Here is a 21,365-nt window from a genome sequence, read left to right on the forward strand (position 1 = left end):
GCCGGTCAGGCGGATCAGGCTAGCCAGTCCGCCCTTCCGTTCCCGACCGCCCGGCCGTTCCGCCCGGGGTGCGCGGGCCGGTGCGGGCGGGGGCGTCAGGCACGTGTCCGCGGCGTCGGCGGAGGTCGCGGGCGACGGCCGCCGCGCCCGCCACCGCACCGGTCATGAGGGCCGCGAGGGCTATGGCACAGACGGCACGGCGCCGGTCGCGCCGCTGCGGGGTCTCCGTCATGGTCAGGGGCGCGGGCTCGGGAGCCTCGACCCCCGTGGGCGGCGCGTCGGGGTGCGGGGCGTCCTGCGGGGCGTCGTCGCCGGACAGTGCGCGGACCGGGTCGACTACACCCCATCCGACGAAGTCGTCACGGCCGTTGACGGAGCGTTCCGCGGTCTGTTCGATACGGGCGATGATCTGCGCCGCCGTCCAGTGCGGGTACTTGGCGCGCATGAGCGCGGCCACCCCGCTGACGTACGGGGCGGAGAAGCTGGTGCCGCTCCGCGTGCAGTGGCCGTGGCCGGGGACGGTGGAGACGATGTCGACGCCCGGGGCGGCGACATCGACGAAGTGCCCCGGCCGGGAGAAGGCGGCGCGTTCGTTGTTGCGGTCGGACGCGGCGACGGCGAGGACGCCGTCGAAGGCGGCGGGATAGGTGGGCGTACGGCTGCCTTCCGTGCCGTTGTTGCCGGCGGAGGCGACGACCACGATGTCCCTGCCGACGGCCTCGGCCACCGCCCTGCCCAGGGCCGAACCGGCGGTCTGCGGCCGGGCGGTCTCCTGCGAGATGTTGATGACCTGGGCGCCCTGCGCGACGGCGTGGATGATCGCGGCGGCCATCGACGCGTCCGTGCCGTTGTCGTGCGCGTCGTTCTGGCGGACCGGGATGACGGTCGCCTCGGGGGCGAGCCCCACGAAGCCGGTGCCGTCGTGGGGGCGGGCGGCGATGATGCCGGCGACCTCGGTGCCGTGGCCCACCGCGTCCACGGTGCCGTCGCTCCCGCCGCGCCCCAGCGTGTCCGCGCCCGCTGACGCGTCGACCGCGCCGGTGAGCTGCGGGTGGGTGTCGTCCACCCCGGTGTCGATGACGGCGACACGGACGCCCTGGCCCCTGGTGTCGTGCCACAGCTCGTCCAGGAGCACGCGCTGCAACGACCAGGGGCGCCCCTCGAACTGCCGCTTCGCCGGGAAGGCGCACGCACCGCCGTCCGGTCCGGTGTCCGCTCGCGCGGGCTGGGGCGCGGCAACGGCGGCCAGCGCGGCGAGGGCCGCCCCCAGCCGCATGCTCATCCGGTACGCCATCGCTTCGCTTCCCGTTCTCCTCGGCCGTCAGGAACCCTGCGGGCGCCGGGCGCCGTTGGTGTCGAGCCGTGGTCCCCTCGGCAGGAACTCCGACCACGCGGCCGGCACGAGGGCGGGCGTCACCTTCCCGTAGCCGAGCCGGATCTGCGCCCGGTTCACTCGGGCCTGACCGCTTGGGCTGCCTGGGCCGCTGTACATACCGTTGGTCGGAATGTCTGCCGGGCCGGCGTCGGCGCCGATCGCGGAGTGCTCGGTGTCGCTGTCGCCGTTCCCCTGAACCGCGTACCGCAGTCCGGTGTCCGTCACCAGGAAGAGTGACCCGTCGGGCTTCGTCTGCCGCCCCCGCACCTGGGTGTAGAGCAGCCCGCTGCCGGGGGTGACGTACGTGCTCGTGCCGCCGTCTCCGAGGGACGCGGGGTACGTGGTGCCCGCCCAGGTGCTCAGCGTGGTGCGGCCCTTGGTATCCGCCGCGCGGAGCACGGCACAGACGGTGTTGCGGCGCACGGTGTCGACCCGGACGGTCCTGCGGGCGGGCCAGTGGGCGGCCTGGCCCGCGAAGGGCACGGCGTCGGGCACGAAGTCCTGCAGGCCGGCGGGGTACGCCCGGCCGGCCTGGTCGAGGGCGGCGGTCGCCGGGGAGTTGATCAGCAGCCAGGCGGTGAACTCCGAGATGCGCTGGACCTTTCCGGCGAGCACGACGTAGTACGCGGTGCCCTCGCCGGTCCTGGTCCGCAGCACCGTGCCGATCCGGTTCTCGCGTGCGGACAGGTGTCCCTCGATGTGCGCGGGCGCGCCGACCTCGCCGGGGATCAGCGGGAAGGCGACCGGGGCGCCGTCGTGCAGGGTGGCGAGCCAGTCGCCGGTGACGGGCTGCGGCCGGGCGCTGCCGACCAGGGCGTCGGTGAGGTGGCCGAGGTCGGCGGGCCTCTCGTCGACGCGGTACTTGGTGCCCCGGGCGTCCACCAGGTACCGGGTGCCGTGCGGGTCACGGACGTAGAGCATCTCGCCGCGGGTGAGCCGGTTCGCGCCCTCGGTCAGCCCGTCGTCGCGGGCGGCGAGGACGAAGGCGGCCTTCTGCACACCGGCGCCCCTGCCACCCGGCCGTTCGCACACGGCCCACCGCTTCGGGGTGCCCGCGTCCTCCTTCCCGGGGAGCCGGTCGGGGGCGTACGGGATGCCGAGGACCGGGCCGCGCGGGGGCCTGCCCGCGTCGAGGACGTCGTCGGCGACCTGGACGACGCCGTAGTCGTCCGGATTGAGCAGCAGCCGGGCGGACGCGAGGTTCAGGACGGGGTGCAGCCGGGTACGGCGATGCGCGCCGCTGCCCGTGGTGAGCACCACGTAGCGCGTGGTCGACGTCTTGCCGACGATCACCTTGGTGCCGGGGCTGTCCCAGCCCTGCGGTGCGACCGGGCGGAACATGCCGTAGGCGCCGAACCCCGCGAGGAGCAGGGCCCCGGCGAGGAGGCCGGGCAGGACGGCGGCCAGCGGGCGCGGGGCACCCTCGTCGGAGCCGGTGGGAGAGGGCTGGAGGAAGGCCGCCACGACGCGCCTCTTCGCAAATGTGTACGCGTTGAGCTCGTCCCGTCGCGTCACCATGACCCGCCCCGCCTCCCCTGTCCGCCCGCACCGCGCCCCGGCGGACACCTGCCGCGCACGCCCCGGCGCGGGCTTCCCGCTGTCGGCCCTTACTATGCCCGTGGGGCTCAGGCGCAGCCCGGTGACCGGTACGCTGTGCCGTCCCGCCGGACACCCCGGCGGGACGGACGTGGCGCGGGCGCGGGCCCGTACGGACGGGGGACATGCCACGATGACGGCCAGGGGTGGCGCACGACTGAACCGGCGCGCGGGGCCGGTCGGTTCTTTTCGATTGCAACAGCTGGTGTTGTTCGAAATCGCTGCCTCGGTCCTGCTGTATGCCTGGGTCGCCGGGCCCGCGCTGCTGGCCCCTGCCGGTGCGGCGGCCGCGCTGCTGGTGCTGCTCGCCTCCGCACGCCGGCGCCGCCGTTCGCTCCCCGCGTGGCTGGGTACGGTCGTGGCTCTGCGCGCGAGGACCCGGCGGGCGGCGGCCCGGGACGCCGGGCCGGGCACGGACTCCGTGATCGCCCCGTTGACCGAGTGCGAACCCGCCTTGCGTACCTGTTCGTTCACCCACCGGAAGCGGCGGCCGGTCGGCATGGTCGGCGACGGTACGTATCTCACGGCGGTTCTCCGGGTCGATCCGCAGGACACGGCGTTACGGGCGGAGCGGACCGTACGGCCGTTGCCGCCGGGGCTCGTCCGGGACGCGATGGACGTCGACGGCATCCGGTTGGAGTCGGCGCAGATCGTGCAGCACACCCGGCCCGCCCCGGCGCCGCACCTGCCCGGTGATTCCGTCACCGCGCTCAACTACGCGCCCCTGCGGGCACGGACGGGCACACCAGCGGTCCGCCTCACCTGGATCGCGCTGAAGCGCGATCCCGCTCTGCCCGGAGGCCGTACGGGTACGCGGCGGCGGCCTCACGGGGGCGCAGAGGTGCCTGCTGCGCGTGGCCGAGCAGTTGGCCGGGCGGCTGAGCGGGGCGGGGTTCGACGCGACGGTGCTGACGGAACAGGAGCTCAGCTCTGCGCTCGCCACCTCGGCCTGCGCCGGCCCCTCACTCCCGGTCCGGGCCGACGGGTCGACGCCGCCCGGCCGCCGCACCGGCGAGACCTCGCGCACCTGGAGCTGCGACGGCCGGTGGCACACCGCGTACTGGGTGCGCCGCTGGCCGCGCCCCGGCGGCGGCGCGTCGATGCCCCGGCTCGTCGCGCTGCTCACCTCGGTCCCCGCACTGGCCACGACCTTCAGCCTCACGCTGGAGCGGGGTGACCGGCAGGAGGTCGCCGCCGCCGGCCACCTACGGATCAGCGCCGGAAGCGGCGAGGAGCTTCGCGCCGCGCGTCAGGAGTTGGAACGCGTCGCGCGCGGGGTGCGGGTCTCGCTGGTGCGGCTGGACCGCGAGCAGCTGCCCGGGGTGCTCGCCACGCTGCCGCTCGGCGGTGCCCGCTGATGCCGGGGCCCGGGCGGGGCCTGGGCCGGCTGGCCTTCGGGCCGGTCGGTCCGCGTCGGCGGCGCTACACCATCGGGCCCGAACAACTGGCCTCGCTGGCCCTGCCGGTCGGCGACGACGGTGTGGTGATCGGCGTGGACGACGAGGGCCGCCCCGCCGTGCTCGGCCTCAACCGCCCCTCCTCGTACGACGTCACGCTGATCGGCGGCCTGTGGACCGCGCAGGTCCTCGCGCTGCGGGCGGCGGCGACCGGGGCGCGGATCGTGGTGGAGACGGGGCGTTCGCCGGCCTGGACGGGTCTGGCGCGGGCCGCCGGAGGCAGCGGGTGCGTCGCGTTGCACGAGGTCGGCCGGGTGCCCCCGCAGGGCCCGTCGGCCGCCTCGCCGGTCGTCGTGGTGCGGGACTGCGGCATGCGGCCGCCGCGTGGGCGGGCCGTTTCCGGGCCCTGGCAGTCGGTGGTGACGCTGCTGCCGTACCTCGGTCCGGCGGCGCCCGGGCTGCTGGAGAAGGCCTCACTGGTCGGGGTCCAACGCGTGTCTCCCGACGAAGCGGCACAGGTCGGGCACCTCATGCGCCTCTCGGCCGACACGGTCCGGGCCCTGCCCGCCCTGCCGGACGGGGTCACCCTCTGGTGCACGCGGCGCGAGAGCCGGTCGGTGACGACCCGGGCGACCGACGCCGAATCGGGGCTGCTGGGCGGCGCGCGCCGGATGGACTGACGGCTCGACGGCCGGCGATACGTGGACGGGATGGCCGAGTTTCCCGTTATAGATGTGCCCATTTGACCGCTTTGGCTTCCATTCCCCGTCGTACTGGGTCCACTTGTGTGCAGTACGTGACGTACGGGACGGCGTTCGCGGTGCCGTACGGCCTGCCGTGGCGGGCCCTGTGGCGATTAGGGTGGGTCCGGACGCGGCAGAGAACCTGTGGGCAGGCCATGTGCGTCCCAGGGGGAGAGCCGGGCGGTTCGCGTTACGGGAACGCCCCCACCCACCACGGCACAGAGGGTGCTCGACCACACCAGCAGGAGGCAAAGTGAACGGCGATCGGGACGAAATGCGCGGGGGCTGGGACAAGCCCGTCGACGAGTCGTCCGACGCGGAGCCCGCCGATGTGACGGGTGAGTTCACCATCGACTACACCCCGCCCGCCTGGTACACGCAGAACGCGCCGGGCGACTCCTCGGGCGGCACCGGCACTCCGCTGACACCGCCCCCGCCGCCGAGCGGGGAGCCGGTGCCGCTGCCCGCGCCGGCGGCACGCGGTGGTTTCGACCCCGACTGGGCACCGGCACCGCCGGACCCGTCCGACAGCGGCGACCTGGAGAGCGGCGCCACGATGCGCTTCTCCTCCGCCGCGCTGAAGCGGGAAATAGCGGACCGGGAGGCCGGGGCCGGGGCCGCAGCGGTGGGCAGTGGCGCGGACAGCACCGCGGCAGCCGATGCCGGCGCCGATGCCTCTTCCGACGCCGCTTCCGATTCCGGCTCGGACTCGGCCGGTTCGGGTGCGGACGACGTGGTTGTACGGGACGACGCCCCGGGCAAGGTCTTCGGCTACGAGCCCGAGGAGACCCCTGAGGCCGGGGAGCCCTCGAAGCCGGCGGTGGAGACCGGTGCGGCGTCGGTGGCCGAGGACACCGACGCCCAGGACACCGACGCCGACGCCGACGAGCCCGACGCCGCGTCGGCCGACGAGGATGCCCCCGACGCCACGGACGCGCTGCCCGACAACGCCCCGGGCGACGAACCGGCCGACGCCCAACCGGCCGACTCCGTGCCTTCGGACTCCGTACCGTCGAACGCCGCGCCGTCGCACGACCTTCCGGACGCGGCCCCCCACGGCGTACCGTCCGACAGCGCGCCGCAGAGCGCGTCGCCCTCCCCCTGGGCTTCCGCCCCGGCACAGGGCGGACTCCCGCCGCTGCCGCCCGCCTTCCAGCCGGCCGCCCCGCAGCCCGAAGCCCCGCAGCCCGAGGCCGCGCAGCCGGAAGCCCCGGCCCCGCAGTCCGGCTACGGCTTCCCGCAGCAGCCCCACCAGCCTCAGCAACCTCAACCGTCTCAGCCGCAGCCGCAGCCGCAGCCGCACCAGGCTCTCCCGGCAGCGAATCTCCCCGCGCAGCTCCCCCACGCGCCCGCCCCTCAGACACCGCAGGCGCCGCAAGCACCGCAGGCCCCGCAAGCACCGCAGGCGCCCCAGCCGCAGGCGGCCTGGCCGGCGCAGCAGCAGCCTCAGCAGCCGCAGGGGGGTTACGGCTTCCCGCAGGGCGCCCAGCCGCCGGCCCAGGGCGCCCCGAACGCACCGGCCGAGGGCGGCACCCCGAATCTCCCCGCCCAGGTCCAGCCGCAGCCCCACCCGCAGCACCCGCAGCCCCACCAGCAGTTCCCACAGCAGCAACAGCAGCAACAGCAGCAACAGCAGCAACAGCAGCAGCAATACCCGCAGCAGCAGTTCCCGCAGGGGCAGCCCGTCGACCCCCGGGCCGGCAGCGCATGGCCCACGCCGGTCACCCATGACCAGCGCGAGCGTTCGGTGCCGGGTGCTCCGCTCGGTTACACGGCGGCGGTGGAGCTCACGGCCGACCGGCTGATCCGGGGCAAGCAGAAGGCGAAGAGCAGTCGCAACCCCTCGGGCGCCTCGCGCTTCAAGCTGGGCGGCAAGAAGGAGGAGCAGGAGCGGCAGCGCAAGCTCGAACTCATCCGCACGCCGGTGCTCTCCTGCTACCGGATCGCGGTGATCAGCCTCAAGGGCGGCGTCGGCAAGACCACGACGACGACCGCGCTCGGCGCGACCCTGGCCACCGAGCGGCAGGACAAGATTCTCGCCATCGACGCCAACCCGGACGCCGGCACGCTGGGCCGCCGGGTCCGCCGCGAGACCGGCGCGACCATCCGCGACCTGGTCCACGCGATCCCGCACCTCAACTCGTACATGGACATCCGCCGCTTCACCTCGCAGGCGCCCTCCGGTCTGGAGATCATCGCCAACGACGTGGACCCGGCGGTCTCGACCACCTTCAACGACGAGGACTACCGGCGCGCGATCGACGTGCTCGGCAAGCAGTACCCGATCATCCTCACGGACTCGGGCACCGGCCTGCTGTACAGCGCGATGCGCGGCGTGCTGGACCTGGCCGACCAGCTGATCATCATCTCGACGCCCTCGGTCGACGGTGCGTCGAGCGCCTCCACGACCCTGGACTGGCTGTCGGCGCACGGCTACGCGGAACTGGTACAGCGGTCCCTCACGGTCATCTCCGGGGTCCGCGAGACCGGGAAGATGATCAAGGTCGACGACATCGTGCAGCACTTCCGCACGCGCTGCCGCGGGGTGGTCGTCGTCCCGTTCGACGAGCACCTGTCGGCCGGGGCCGAGGTCGATCTCGACATGATGCGGCCGAAGACCCGGGAGGCGTACTTCAATCTGTCCGCCCTGGTCGCCGAGGACTTCGCGCGCGCCCAGCAGCAGCAGGGGCTGTGGACATCGGACGGCAGCAGCCCGCCGCCGCAGTACGCCCCGCCGATGCCGGGTCAGCAGGCCCCCGGCCAGCAGCCGTACGCGCCTCAGCAGCCCTACGCACCCCAGCAGCCGCAGCACCCCCAGCAGCCGCAGCCCCCGTACCCCGGTCAGCCGTACGCACCCCCGCACCCGGGCTACCAGGGCCACCCAGGTCACCCCGCACAACCCGGTCAGCCCTACCCGCCGCAGCAACCGCAGCAGTTGTACGGCGGCCAGCAGTCCTATCCCCCGCAGCCGGGCCCCGGTGCCGGACAGAGCTGGCAGCAGCCGCCCGCGCAGGCTCAGCCGCCCGCCGCCGGGCAGCCGCAACCGCAGCCCCACGGCGACCAGCCAGCCCAGCCGGGACAGCCGGGCCAGCCCGGGCAGCCAGGTCAGCCAGGTCAGCCAGGTCAGCCGGGAGGGCCCGCGCATCCGGAACTGCAAGGTCCCGTACCGCCCGCCGGATGGCCGCAGCAGCCGCCGTCAGCGCCTCAGCAGTAGGGCGTCAGAGGTCTGAACCAATGAGGGTCCGCATCGCCTCCGCGATGCGGGCCCTTTTGGCATTCCCGCAGACCACACGCCGTTTCGAGGACCGTTGACGCGGCTCGACCACCGCTGATAGACCTTCGCATCACCAGCCGGCGAACGAGAGTCCAACCCACCTTCTCCGTGCGAGTCATGACGCGAGGACCCTGACCATGGTCGTAAGAGTTCCACCGCCCTCCGCTCAGCCGCGCTCACGTCTGCGTGTGCTCCTGGCCTCCGGTGCCGCCGCCCTCGCTCTCGCAGCCGGGTCCGTCGTACCGGGCGTGCCCCTCGGGGCCGCGCCCCAGCAGGCGCAGGCCGCCGACAGCGGCAACAAGACGCTGACCGTCGCGGTCGCGCAGGGCATCGACTCCCTGAGCCCGTTCCTCGCCCAGAAGCTGCTGAGCACCAGCGTGTCCCGGCTCATGTACGACTTCCTGACGAACTACGACGCCAAGGACAACCACGCCGTCCCGGGCCTGGCCACCAAGTGGGAGCCGTCCGCCGACAAGCTGACGTGGACGTACACCATTCGGTCCAATTCGAAGTGGTCGGACGGGCAGCAGGCCACCGCCGAGGACGCGGCCTGGACGTTCAACAAGATCATGGACGACGAGGCGGCGGCCCAGGCCAATGGCAGCTTCGTCACCAACTTCAAGAAGGTGACGGCCCCCAGCCCCACCAAGCTGGTCATCGAGCTCAAGGAGCCGCAGGCCACCATGGCCGCGCTCGACGTGCCGATCGTGCCCAAGCACGTGTGGGAGAAGGTCGGGGACTTCGCGAAGTTCAACAACGACTCGGACTTCCCCGTCGTCGGCAACGGGCCGTTCATCCTGACCGACTACAAGGTCGACCAGTACGTGAAGCTCAAGGCCAACAAGGACTTCTGGCGCGGGGCGCCGAAGTTCGACGAGGTGGTCTTCAAGACGTACAAGGACCAGGACGCGGCCGTCGCCGCGCTCCGCAAGGGCGAGGTCTCCTTCGTCGCCGGTTCGCCCGCGCTGACGCCCGCTCAGGCGGCTTCGCTCAAGGGCGACAAGAACATCAAGGTCAACGAGGGTCCGGGCCGCCGCTTCTTCGCGCTGGCCGTGAACCCCGGTGCGCAGACCAAGGACCGCAAGAAGTTCGGCGACGGCAACAAGGCGCTGCTCGACCAGAAGGTCCGCCAGGCGCTGTTCCTGTCGATCGACCGCAAGACGATCATCGACAAGGTGTTCCAGGGGCACGCCGTCGAGGGCAAGGGCTACATCCCGCCGCGGTTCCCGGAGTACGCCTGGGAGCCGTCCGCGAGCCAGACCCTCGCGTACGACCCCGACAAGGCGGGGCAGCTGCTGGACCAGGCGGGCTACAAGCTCAAGGGCGACCAGCGCGTCGGCAAGGACGGCAAGCCGCTCGACCTGCGCATCCTGTGCCACGCCACGGACCCGAACGACAAGGCGGTCGGCAAGTACCTGAAGGAGTGGTGGGGCAAGCTCGGCATCGGGCTCAAGGTCGACTGCCTCGACGACGTCTCCGTGCCCTGGTTCGCCGGTGAGTACGACCTCGCCTTCGACGGCTGGTCCGTCAACCCGGACCCGGACTTCGTCCTCGGCATCCACACCTGCGCCGCCCTGCCCGTCAAGGCCAAGCAGAGCGCGGCCACGGACGACTTCATCTGCGACAAGACGTACGACGAGCTGTACAAGAAGCAGCTCGCCGAGTACGACCCCGCCAAGCGCGCCGACATCGTCGGGCAGATGCAGTCGTGGCTGTACGACTCCGGGTACATGAACGTCATCGCCTACCCGAACGCGGTCGAGGCCTACCGCACCGACCAGATCAAGTCGATCACGACCATGCCCGAGGCGGCCGGCAACATCTACGGCCAGGACGGCTACTGGAGCTGGTGGTCGGCCGTACCGGCGAGCGGCAGCGGCGACAAGGACGGCAGCGGCTCCAGCTCCTCCACCGGTGTGATCATCGGCATCGTGGTCGCGGTCGTGGTCCTCGCAGGTGGCGGCTTCCTGATCTCGCGGCGTCGCCGCACCACCGCGGACGATCGCGAGTAGGTTCTCGAACGGGATCAGAGGGACCGGCCGGCGTGGGCGGCGCACCAGGCCCGCGCCGGCCGGTTTCTCCAGGAGCTACACGAGTAACGAGAGTTCCCCATGACAGCTGACAGCACTCCGGCGCTCGTGCAACAGGCGGACGCGGGCACCGACGGCCCGGTTCCGGCCGGTCCCGCGGCCGCACGCGGTCCACGGGCGCGCAACACCAAGGCCTATCTGAAGTACGTGGCCGCCAAGATCGCGGGCGCCGTCGTCTCGCTGTTCGCGGTTCTGGTCACCAGCTTCTTCCTCTTCCGGCTCATTCCCAGCGACCCGGTCAAGCAGATGACGGGCGGCCGCCGCGTATCGGCCGAACAGCTCGAATCGCTGCGACACCAGTTCGGTCTCGACCAGCCGATGTGGCAGCAGTTCACCAGCTACGTGAAGGACGCGCTCACCGGCGACTTCGGCACCTCCTTCGCGTACCACGCACCGGTCGTCGACAAGATCGCCGAGAAGCTTCCGGCAACGCTGCTGCTCACCGGCACCGCCTACGTCCTGTACAGCCTGCTCGGCATCTGGCTCGGCACCCGCACCGCCTGGCGTAACGGTTCTGCGAGCGACCGGTTCAACACCGCGCTCGCGCTCACCCTCTACTCCGTGCCGTCGTTCTGGCTCGGGCTGCTCCTGATCATCGTCTTCTCGGTCGGCGTCGGCCCGATCCCCGGGATGTTCCCCACGGGCGGGATGTCGGCGGGCGACGGGGCGAGCGGCTTCGCGTACGTCATGGACGTCGCGCACCACATGGTGCTTCCCGTCATCACCCTGGTCGCGGTCGGCTACGCACAGACGCTGCTGGTGATGCGTTCCTCGCTGCTGGACGAGATGGGCAGCGACTACCTGACGACCGCCCGCGCCAAGGGGCTGCGGGACGACACGGTGCGCCGCAGGCACGCCGTCCCCAACGCGATGCTGCCCACCTTCACCCTGATGTTCGTCAACCTGGGCCATGTGGTGGCGGGGCAGATCCTGGTGGAGACCGTGTTCTCCTGGCCGGGTCTCGGCTCCCTCTTCTACCAGGGTTTGAGCACCCCCGACCTGCCGCTCGTCCAGGGGCTGTTCTTCGTCTTCGCCACCGCCGTGATCCTGGCGAACACCCTCGCCGATGTTCTGTATCCACTGCTCGATCCCCGGGTGGGCCGATGACGACGACCGATACCGATTCCACGCCCACGCCGACGCCGACGCCGACCGAGCCGGTCAAGAGCGCCCGCGCGCTGGCCCGGGCTCGCAAACGGCGCTCACTGGCCCGTTTCTGGCGGGAGTACCGCAGGCACAAGGGCGGCATGTGGGGCCTGGCCTGCCTGGTGCTGATCGCGCTGATCGCCCTGGCCGCACCGCAGCTCGTCGGCGCCGACTCGCAGAGCGTGACCACGGCACCCGGCGGCGCGCTGGAGTCACCGAGCGGCGAGTTCCCGCTCGGCACCGACCAGTTCGGGCGGAGCGTGCTCGCGCTGCTGGTGTGGGGCGCGCGCGTCTCGCTCACCGTCGGGCTGCTCGCGGCTTTCCTCTGTGTCGCCATCGGCACGATCGTCGGGATCGTCGCCGGTCACTTCCGCGGCTGGTACTCGACCGTCCTGATGCGGGTCACCGACTGGTTCCTGGTGATGCCGACCCTGGTGCTCGCCATCGCACTGGCCACCGTGATGGACCGCTCCCTGTGGACCGTCATCATCGCGATCGGCGTCACGACCTGGCCCACCACCGCCCGTCTCGTGCGGGCGCAGACCCTCGCCGTGGAGTCCCGCCCGTACATCGAACGCGCCCGCGCGCTGGGCGGCGGACACGGCCACATCATGATCCGGCACGTCCTGCCGAACGTGATGCCGCTGGTGCTCGCCCAGACCACGCTGGTGATCTCCAGCGCGATCCTGACGGAAGCCACCCTGGCCTTCCTCGGCCTCGGCGACCCGACCATCACCTCCTGGGGCAGCATGCTCCAGGACGCGCGCGCCGCGGGCGCCGTGAGCGCCGGCGACTGGTGGTACCTGGCCCCGCCCGGTATCGCCATCGCCCTGGTCGCCCTGGCGTTCACGCTGTGCGGCCGCGCCATCGAGTCCGTCCTCAATCCCAAGCTGGGGGTGGCCCGTTGAGTACGACGAGCATCCGCAAGACGCCTCTGCTGGAGGTACGTGACCTGACGGTGACGTACGCCGGCGGGGCCCGGGCGGTCCGCGGGGTGAACCTGGAGGTCGAGGCGGGGCGCAAGCTCGGCATCGCCGGGGAGTCCGGCTGCGGGAAGTCCACGCTGGCGCTGGCGCTGCTGCGGCTGCTGCCCGCCGGCACGAAGGTGACCGGCGAGATCCTGCTGAACGGCGAGGACGTCCTCGGGATGAAGTGGGGCCAGGTCAGGGCCGTGCGCTGGGCGGGGGCCTCGATCGTCTTCCAGGGCGCCATGCACTCGCTGAACGCGGTGCACCGCATCGGGGACCAGATCGCCGAACCGATCCTGCTGCACAAGAAGGCCACCCAGTCCGCCGCGCGCAGACGGGCCGGTGAGCTGCTGGAGCAGGTGGGGCTGCCCGCTGCCCGGGCGGACGCCTATCCGCACGAGCTCTCCGGCGGACAGCGGCAGCGCGTGATGATCGCGATGGCGCTCGCCTGCGACCCCGGCCTGATCATCGCCGACGAGCCGACGACGGCCCTCGACGTGATGATCCAGGCCCAGATCCTGCGGCTGATCGAGCAGCTGGTCTCCGAGCAGGACCTCGGCCTGATCATGATCAGCCACGACCTCGCGGTGCTGTCCGACACCTGTGACCGGCTCGCGGTGATGTACGCGGGCCGGGTCGTCGAGCAGGGCCCGGCCTCCGAGGTCTACGAGAACGCGCACCACCCGTACAGCAAGGCCCTGTCGGGCGCCTTCCCGCGCATCGGGGACCCGGCCTCCCGGTTCGCGCCCCGGGGCCTGCCCGGCGATCCGCCCGACCCGTCGGCACTGCCGGCCGGCTGTACCTTCCACCCGCGCTGCGCCCTGGCCCTGGACTCCTGCGCCACGCAGGACCAGGAGCTGCGGGACGCGGGGCCGGGCCGGCAGGCGGCGTGTGTGCTGGTGGGTCCGGAGGGGGCCGCGGCCCCGGTCCTGCCGGGCGCCGAGGAAGCAAGGAGCACGACATGACGACCACCCCCGTGGACCTGCTCAGCGCGCAGGGGCTCCGGATCACCTTCCCCGGCCGGCATGGGGCCGAACCGGCGCGTGCGGTGGACGGGGTCGACCTGGACATCCGGCCCGGCGAGATCGTCGCCCTGGTCGGCGAGTCGGGGTGCGGCAAGACGACCCTGGCCCGTTCGCTGCTGGGTCTCGTCCCGCCGACGGCCGGTCAGGTCACGTTCGACGGCAAGCCGCTGGACTACCGCAGCCGGGCGCTCAAGGCGTACCGCAAGCGGGTGCAGCTGGTGCTCCAGGACCCGAGCGGTTCGCTGAACCCGCGCCACACCGTGTACGACGCGGTGGCCGAGGGACTGCGCATCCACGGGTACGCGGGCGACGAGCGGCAAGCCGTGCACGACGCGCTGTCGCGGGCCGGGCTGCGTCCGCCGGAGCGGTTCTTCCTGCGCTACCCGCACGAGCTGTCCGGCGGCCAGCGTCAGCGCGTCGTGATCGCGGGGGCGCTGGTCCTGGAGCCGGAGCTGATCGTGGCGGACGAGCCGGTCGCCTCGCTGGACGCGTCGGTGCGCGGCGAGATCCTGGCGCTGCTGCTGAGGCTGCGCGACGAGTTGGGTCTTTCCGCGCTCGTGGTGACGCATGATCTCGGTCTGGCGTGGAACATCGCGGACCGGGTCGCGGTGATGTATCTGGGCCGCATCGTGGAGACGGGTGACGTCGAGCAGATCCTGACGGCCCCGCGCCACCCCTACACCCAGGCGCTGCTGTCCGTGCTGCCGGAGGCGGAGGGCGATCCGGTCGTGCTGACCGGTGAGCCGCCGGACCCGTCCAGGGTGCCGTCCGGCTGCCGCTTCCACGCGCGCTGCCAGGTGCTGGCCTCGGGCGAGGCGGAGCGGGCGGGCGTCGCGGACGCCTGCCGTACGCAGGATCTGCCGGTGCTGGCGGGCGGCAGCGAGACGCAGGTGGCGTGCCACTGGGCCACCGCGAAGGTGGCGGCGGGGTCCTGACGGGGCCCGGGGCCCGGGGCCCGGGTGGTTTCCCGGCCGCACCGGCCGGGAAACCCGCGCGGTCGCCCGGGCTCGCACGGCCCGGGGCTCAGCCCCGCTCGGCCGCGGCGATCAGCTCGCTGCACCGCTTCACGTCGGCGGCCATCGCCACGAGCAGGTCGTCGATCGTGTCGAACTTCAGCATGCCGCGTACGTACGCCAGGAAGTCCACGGCGACGTGCAGGCCGTACAGATCGAGGCCGACGCGGTCGATCGCGTACGCCTCCACCGTCCGCTCGGTGGCGTCGAACTGCGGGTTGGTGCCGACCGAGATCGCGGCGGGCATCGCCTCGCCGTTCGCGTGCAGCCAGCCCGCGTACACGCCGTCGGCGGGGATCGCGGTGTGCGGCAGGGTCTCCACGTTGGCGGTGGGGAAGCCGAGTTCGCGGCCGCGCTGCGCGCCCCGGACGACGATGCCCTCGACGCGGTGCGGGCGGCCCAGGATCTCGGCGGCCCCGGCCACGTCCCCCTCGGCGACCAGGCGCCGGGTGAGGGTGGAGGAGAACGGCTCGCCGCCGCCCGCCTCGCCGCGCACCCGCAGGTCGATGACCTCGACGCGGTAGTCGTGGGCGGTGCCCAGCTCGGTCAGCAGCTCGACGTTCCCCGCGGCCTTGTGGCCGAAACGGAAGTTGGGGCCCTCGATGACCAGCTGTGCGTGCAACTTGTCGACGAGCACCTTCGCGATGAAGTCGGCCGGGGCGAGCCGCGAGAACTCGGTGGTGAACGGCAGGATCAGCATCGCGTCCACGCCCAGCTCCGCCATCAGCTCCGCACGCCGGTGGTGCGGGGCGAGCAGCGGCGGATGGCTGCCGGGCCGGACGACCTCGCTGGGGTGCGGGTCGAAGGTCACGACGACCGACGGCACGCCCAGCTCGCGCGCCCGCTCGACGGCCCGGCCGATGATCAGCTGGTGTCCGCGGTGCACCCCGTCGTAGGAGCCGATGGTGACGACGCTGCGCCCCCAGTCCTGGGGGATGTCCTCCAAGCCACGCCAGCGCTGCACTCTGACCGCTCCTCGCCCGAACCTGTGTACGTGGGTTTGTCTCTTACGCAGGTCTAAGACTGCCATGCTCACGCCCTGCAGCCTGCATCGGGCGCCCCACAGCCTCCAGCGTGCGCCGGGTGCTGGGCCCGACGACGGCCGCCCATTCCTGCGGGGCGTCGGCCAGCCATCCCATGAGCAGAGCGCCGAATCCGGCCACTTCGCGGGCGAGCACGACCAGCCGGCGGTCGAACAGCGCGGCCCCTTCAGGGGTACGCACGAGCAGCATCCCGGTCCGGTGCACCAGGGCCCTGGTACGGGCCGGCGCCCGCGCGGCGCATCCGGTCGCGGCGGCCGTCAGCAGCGCCTCCAGCACCACCGGGTCCGGTCCGGCCCCGCCCTGCTCGAAGTCCAGCAGCACTTCCAGCAGCTCGTCCCGGGTGTGCTGGGACGCGGGACCGCCGGGCGCGGCGAGGACCCCGGCGAGCGCTCCCCGGACCGGCGCGGCGGCCGGGCGGTCCCTGAGCAGGCCGGTGAGCAGGGGCAGCAGCAGGGCACGCGCGGCGGGCCCGTGCTCCAGCCTGCGGTCGAGGTACGCGGCGGTGTGCGCGGTGTCCGCCGGGTGGGCTTCGACGTAGGTGCGTACGAGTCCGGCGGCGTGCAGGGTCAGCTCGGGCGCGTCGATCCCGGCCAGGGCTCGAAGCACCTCGCCCGCCTCCTCCCCCGGCCGCGCGAGCCGGTCCCGGTAGGCGCTCAGCACCGGCTCGGGGTGGGTGGGCAGGGCGGCGGCGAGCGCGGCGGCGGACACCCGCGCCTCCTGCGGCCCGTCCCCGGTGAACGACCGGACGGCCTGCGGGAGGTAGCGGTCCCGGGTCTGCGGGTCGGCCACGAGCAGGGCGAGCACCGGCCCGTGCAGCGCGCTGTCGGCCGGGCGGGCCAGCAGCGCGAGCGCGGCGCGGCGCAGCAGGTCGCGGTCCGTGTCGCGGGTCAGGTGCGGGGCGAGGAGCGTCGCGTACGAGACGGCGGCGGCCCGCCGGCCGTGCCGCTCCTCGTCCCGGGACCACCGCTCGACGGCCCGGCACAGAGCGGCGGGCTCGTCCTCGGCCAGCGCGGCGAGCAGTTCCTCGGCCCGGGGGTGTCCGGCCGAGACGAGTGCGTCGGCCAGGTCGTCGACGGCGAGGTCGCGGCGGGCGTACAGCAGGGCCTGCGCGGCGGCCGCGACGGTGGGCCGGACAGCCACGTCCGGCGGGAAGGCGAGCGGGCGCTCGTCGGTGAACCAGGCGCACAGGAGCGGCTGGAGGGCGCGCGGCTGGGCGGCGAGCCGGCGGGCGACGGCGTCCAGGAACCGCCCGTCACCGTCGGCGTCGCCGGTTCCGGGCGGTCCGTCTGCGGGGACGAGTCGGCGGAACAGGTCCATCCGGTCCGCCTCGGGCAGCCGCAGCCGCCGCCAGAACCACGGCCCGAACTCCGCGAACGCCCCGCGCGCCCCGCCCCCGCCCTCTCCCTCGCCCGCGCTGCGCACGACGCGCCCGGTGAGCAACCGGAGCACCCCGAGGTACGGCCGGGCATCGGGCACCCGCAGCAGGGTCTGGGCGAGGAGATGCGCGGCCCACCAACGAGCGTCGGGCAGCGGGGCCGCTTGCCGCGGCGCGGCTTCCTGCGGGTCGACTTTCTGCGGAGCGGCGATGCTTGGGGGCGCTTCCAGCGGGGCGTCGGTGCCCGGGGGCGCGACGGCTGCGCGCGGGGTGGCGGTACCCGGGGTCGGGACGGCTGCACGCGGAACGGTGGTCTCCGGGGCCGCCTCCTGCGGGGCGTCGGTGCCCGGGGGCGCTTCCTGCGGGGCGGCGGTGTCCGGGGGCGCGACGGCTGCGCGCGGGGTGGCGGTACCCGGGGTCGGGACGGCTGCACGCGGAACGGTGGTCTCCGGGGCCGAGGCTGCTGCGCGCGGAGGGGCAGTGCCCGGCCCCGGGGCGGCTGCACGCGGAGCGGCAATGCCCGGCCCCGGGACGGCTGCACGCGGAGCGGCAATGCCCGGCCCCGGGACGGCTGCACGCGGAGCAGCGGTGTCCGGTCCCAAGGCAGCTGCACTCGGAGCCGCGGCGCCCATGCCCACGGCAGCTGCACGCGGAGCCGCCGCGCCCGCGCCCGACGCCCCGGCCGTCCCCCGCGGCAGCCGGTCCAGCGCCTCGATCAGGTCGGCCAGCCGGTGGGCCAGCGCGGCCGTGCCCTGGCGGCGCCCCAGCAGGAGCAGCGCCTGGATCACCGGGCCGATCCGGTGCCGGGGCACGGGAAGGCTGCGCGGACGGGCCGGACGGGCGTCTGTCCGGGACGCGGGCGGCCCGGACACGGACGACCCGGACGCGGACGACCCGGGCCCGCGGGGCCGCGGAACCCGGCCACCGCTCTCCCCCGCCCCCGCCCCGACAGCCGCCCCCGGCTCCGCATGCCACCGGTGCACCAGCGCCCGCAGCGCCGCGTCCAGGTCCAGGTGGGCGCTCTGAATCCAGTCCCCCACCTCTTCGTGCGCGAAGCGGTATCCGGCCCCCGCCGGGACGAGGAGGCCTTCGGCGAGCACCGCCGGGGCCCAGCCCGTGCGCCACGGGAAGATCTCCTCGAACGCCGACCGGTCCAGCTCGCCCTGCCCGGGGCCCAGGCAGCGTCGGGCCGCCTCGTGGACCTGGCCCGCGACCCGCGCCGCCAGTCGCCGCACCTGCGTGGCCCGGGGGCGGCTGCCCGCGGCGATCCGGACGGCGATGCGCAGGCACATCAGGTCCAGGTGGGCGCCGAAGACCTCCTCCGTGCCGGGGCGCCCCGGCACGTCCGGCGGCAGGGCCTCGCGTACCTCCGCCAGCAGCCGCAGGGTCAGGGGGTGGCGATCGTGGCCGACGGCGAGGGCATCGGGCGGCAGGCCGAACCGTTCCCGGGCGCGCTCGGCCTGGCCCGCGGTGAAGTCGGCGATGCGCACGGCCGGGGGCAGTCGCCGGGCGGGACGGGCGGGCCGGTGCAGCGCTCCGGGCGGGCAGAGCGCGCCGGCCGTCTCCCAGTGCTCGGGCCGGCAGCCGACGACGAGCCGGGCGCCGTTCGCCCGCAGCCAGTCGACCGTGCCCGTGGTCCAGTCGGCCGCCCGGTGGGCCAGCACGGGCGGCATCTCCTCCGGGCCGTCCAACAGGACCAGCAGCGGCAGGCCGGTGTCCGCGGCCAGCCGCGCGACGCGCTCGGGGGTGGCGCTCGCCATGTCGCCGGGGGCGCCGGCGGCGCTGACGATGCGCCCGGCCTGCCGGAGCGTCCGGGCGACGGCGTCCGCGACCGAGGTGTCGTCCGCCAGGAGGTCGGCGCCGCGCAGCCAGAGGGTGGGCGCGGGCACGGGGCCGGTGGCCCGGCGCGCGGCGATGGCGGCCAGTTCGGTGGTGCGGCCGGTGCCGGGCTCGCCGACGAGGCCGAGGATCACGGCGGGCTCCCCGGCCCCCGCGGCCGCGAACGCCTCGGACTCGGCGAGGACGTCGGGCCGCTCCACCGGCTCGTGGCCGCCGCCGGGACCGCCCGCCGAGCCCACGGACATGGCGGTGAGCTGGAGGGCCCCGGCGAGATTGAGGTCGGGCCCGAAGCCGGGGACGGTCACGGCGTTGCGCCGCAGCAGATCGCCCAGCGGGCCGTCCCCGGGCGCCCCGGCCAGCGGCGTCGCGCACCCTGCGGTGGCGTGCGCGGCGCGCAGGGCGAGCCCGAGGACGGCGATGACCGCCCCGCTGTCCGGATCGAGGACGGGCCCGCCCACCGCGGCACCGCCCAGCCGGAGGGCGTCGCTGCCGTCCGTGCCGAGGGCCAGTTCCAGCGCCGGGTCGATCCGGTGGGTGCGTCCGCGACTGGTGTACGTGACCGGCGTACGGCCCAGAATCCGCGCCTCGCGCAGGCCGTGCGCGGCGACCGTCACGTACGTACCGGCGTCGAGCCGCTCCCGCGTGGAGACCGGCAGCGGGCGCACGCCGAGGACGTCCGGTCCCCCCGTCGGCAGGAGGGCGAGGTCCCATTCCGGCACGGCGGTGATGTCGGCGGCCTCGACCCGGCGGCTGCGGCCGTCCGTGCCGTGCAGCAGGAGGTACGCGAGACCGTCGACCGCCTCGTGGCTGGTGACGACCGTCCCCCGGTCGTCCGCGACGAAGCCGGTCCCCCGCGGCCGGCCGGCCGGATCGCACAGTCGTACCAGCGTCGCCCGGTCCCCACATCCCATGATCCGACGTTAGGTCGGCGATGATCGGCGCGAGGACCACTCACGGCGAAAGCGCCCCCGTCACCCCCCTGATTCACTCCGAGCGCCTGCCCGTTGGGGTGAATCCTGGGCGTTCGGTGGACAGAAACCGGTGGGGGATCGTGGAGCGGGCACAGGGGGCTCTGCCCGCTCCACGGTGAGGCCGGCCGGCAGGAGACCGCCGGTGACCGGTCAGCCGAAGACGGCGAGGCTCTTGGCCTTGCCCTTCTGCTCCTCGACGAGCACCAGGAACCGCCCGTCCGGCCCGAAGACGGCGACCGGCCCCGGCGGGTGGGACGGCATGTCCAGGCGTACGCCGTTCAGCAGCAGCCTGGCCCGCTTCTCGTCCACGTCCCAGCGGGGGAACGCCGAAGCGGCGGCCTCGGCCACCGGCATCACGGCCAGCTCCTCCTGGTGCTGGTCGATCGTGCGCGCGGCGTCCAGCCCGTACGGGCCGACGCGCGTGCGCCGCAGGGCGGTCAGATGCCCGCCCACCCCCAGCCCGCCCCCGAGGTCACGGGCGATGGCCCGGATGTACGTACCGGAGGAGCAGACCACCGAGACGACCAGGTCGAGCACCGGGGTGCCGTCCTCGGCCACGGCCTCGCGGACGTCGTAGACGCGGAAGGACGAGATGGTCACCGGCCGGGCCGGGATCTCGAACTCCTCGCCGCCGCGCACCCGCGCGTAGGACCGCTTGCCGTCGATCTTGATGGCGCTGACCTTGGACGGCACCTGCATGATGTCGCCGGTCAGCGCGGCGACTCCCGCGTCGATGCCCTCGCGCGTGACGCCCGAGGCGTCGGTGGACGAGGTGATCTCGCCCTCCGCGTCGTCCGTCACGGTGTTCTGGCCTAGCCGGATCGTACCGAGGTACTCCTTCTCGGTCAGCGCGAGATGGCCGAGGAGTTTGGTGGCCTTCTCGACGCCGAGCACGAGCACACCGGTCGCCATCGGGTCCAGCGTGCCCGCGTGGCCGACGCGGCGGGTGCGGGCGATGCCGCGCATCTTGGCGACGACGTCGTGCGAAGTGAAGCCGGACGGCTTGTCGACAATGACCAGGCCATCCGGCGTCTTGTTCTGCGGTGTCATTCGGAGGCGGTGTCCTCGTCCTCCGGCTTGCGGTACGGGTCCGCGTCGCCGGCGTACGTGGCGCCCGAGGACGCCTCGCGCACCTTGGCGTCCGAGGCCCGTGCCCGGTCGAGCAGGTCCTCGATGGCCCGGGCGTTCTCCGGCAGGGCGTCCGCCACGAAGGTGAGCGTGGGGGTGAACTTCGTCCCCGCCGCCGAGCCGACCGCGGACCGCAGGATGCCCTTGGCGCTCTGCAGACCGGCCGCGGCGCTCGCCCGCTCCTCGTCGTCGCCGTAGACCGTGTAGAAGACCGTGGCCTCCCGCAGGTCACCGGTGACCCGGACGTCCGTGATGGTCACGTGCGTACCCAGGCGAGGGTCCTTGATGCCACGCTGCAGTTTCTCGGCGACCACCTCCTGGATGAGGTCCGCCAGCTTCTTAGCCCGCGCGTTGTCGGCCACTGGTCCGTCTCCTTCGCCTT

13 protein-coding genes and 1 pseudogene are annotated in these 21,365 nt (G+C 73.7%); 8 read left to right on the forward strand and 6 right to left on the reverse strand.

Translation table 11 applies throughout. The features are described from left to right. Positions 1-19 precede the first annotated feature (19 nt). The gene (mycP, locus tag E6P78_RS28660) at positions 20-1,282 is read right to left on the reverse strand and encodes a type VII secretion-associated serine protease mycosin (RefSeq protein ID WP_240799405.1); all 1,263 of its coding nucleotides are present in this window, start codon (positions 1,280-1,282) and stop codon (positions 20-22) included. Positions 1,283-1,321: 39 nt separating this feature from the next. Further along, positions 1,322-2,893: a type VII secretion protein EccB gene (gene eccB, locus E6P78_RS28665; protein WP_136206552.1), complete on the reverse strand. Its 1,572-nt coding sequence runs from the start codon at positions 2,891-2,893 to the stop codon at positions 1,322-1,324. 211 nt (positions 2,894-3,104) lie between these two features. On the opposite strand from eccB, the pseudogene eccE reads away from it, so the two are divergent. From eccE to E6P78_RS28710, 8 genes and pseudogenes are all read left to right on the forward strand, one after another. Further along, a pseudogene (eccE, locus tag E6P78_RS28670) lies at positions 3,105-4,329 on the forward strand (type VII secretion protein EccE). Further along, positions 4,329-5,048, forward strand: coding sequence for a hypothetical protein (locus tag E6P78_RS32935; RefSeq protein WP_168712729.1), 720 nt, complete (start codon positions 4,329-4,331; stop codon positions 5,046-5,048). The pseudogene eccE and the gene E6P78_RS32935 overlap by 1 nt, the downstream one beginning before the upstream one ends. Positions 5,049-5,364: 316 nt before the next feature. Then, on the forward strand, positions 5,365-8,325 hold the full coding sequence (locus tag E6P78_RS28685; RefSeq protein ID WP_136206555.1) for an SCO5717 family growth-regulating ATPase: 2,961 nt from the start codon (positions 5,365-5,367) through the stop codon (positions 8,323-8,325). Between the two features lie 197 nt (positions 8,326-8,522). Then, complete coding sequence (locus E6P78_RS28690) at positions 8,523-10,397, forward strand: ABC transporter substrate-binding protein (RefSeq protein WP_136206556.1); 1,875 nt, start codon at positions 8,523-8,525, stop codon at positions 10,395-10,397. Between the two features lie 99 nt (positions 10,398-10,496). Continuing rightward, complete coding sequence (locus tag E6P78_RS28695; protein ID WP_136206557.1) at positions 10,497-11,582, forward strand: ABC transporter permease; 1,086 nt, start codon at positions 10,497-10,499, stop codon at positions 11,580-11,582. Beyond that, positions 11,579-12,529 (forward strand): ABC transporter permease, encoded by a 951-nt coding sequence (locus E6P78_RS28700; protein ID WP_136206558.1) that lies wholly within the window; start codon positions 11,579-11,581, stop codon positions 12,527-12,529. Before E6P78_RS28695 ends, E6P78_RS28700 begins: the two co-directional genes overlap by 4 nt. Beyond that, the gene (locus tag E6P78_RS28705; RefSeq protein WP_136206559.1) at positions 12,526-13,554 is read left to right on the forward strand and encodes an ABC transporter ATP-binding protein; all 1,029 of its coding nucleotides are present in this window, start codon (positions 12,526-12,528) and stop codon (positions 13,552-13,554) included. The genes E6P78_RS28700 and E6P78_RS28705 overlap by 4 nt, the downstream gene beginning before the upstream one ends. Beyond that, entirely contained in the window at positions 13,551-14,549 is a 999-nt protein-coding gene (locus E6P78_RS28710) for an ABC transporter ATP-binding protein (protein WP_136206560.1), read from the forward strand. Before E6P78_RS28705 ends, E6P78_RS28710 begins: the two co-directional genes overlap by 4 nt. 88 nt (positions 14,550-14,637) lie before the next feature. Here the strand turns inward: E6P78_RS28710 and E6P78_RS28715 are convergent, their stop codons facing one another. The 4 genes from E6P78_RS28715 to rbfA all read right to left on the reverse strand — a co-directional run bounded on the left by E6P78_RS28715 (position 14,638) and on the right by rbfA (position 21,345). Beyond that, on the reverse strand, positions 14,638-15,591 hold the full coding sequence (locus E6P78_RS28715; protein ID WP_136206561.1) for a bifunctional riboflavin kinase/FAD synthetase: 954 nt from the start codon (positions 15,589-15,591) through the stop codon (positions 14,638-14,640). 43 nt (positions 15,592-15,634) lie between these two features. After that, the gene (locus tag E6P78_RS28720; protein WP_136206562.1) at positions 15,635-19,795 is read right to left on the reverse strand and encodes a serine protease; all 4,161 of its coding nucleotides are present in this window, start codon (positions 19,793-19,795) and stop codon (positions 15,635-15,637) included. Positions 19,796-20,005: 210 nt separating this feature from the next. Further along, positions 20,006-20,905, reverse strand: a complete 900-nt coding sequence (truB, locus tag E6P78_RS28725) for a tRNA pseudouridine(55) synthase TruB (RefSeq protein ID WP_136206563.1) — start codon at positions 20,903-20,905, stop codon at positions 20,006-20,008. Next, entirely contained in the window at positions 20,902-21,345 is a 444-nt protein-coding gene (rbfA, locus tag E6P78_RS28730; RefSeq protein ID WP_136206564.1) for a 30S ribosome-binding factor RbfA, read from the reverse strand. The genes truB and rbfA overlap by 4 nt, the downstream gene beginning before the upstream one ends. Between the last annotated feature and the right edge of the window lie 20 nt (positions 21,346-21,365).

This window comes from Streptomyces sp. A0958 (genome assembly GCF_004795035.1).
Lineage (GTDB): Bacteria > Actinomycetota > Actinomycetes > Streptomycetales > Streptomycetaceae > Streptomyces.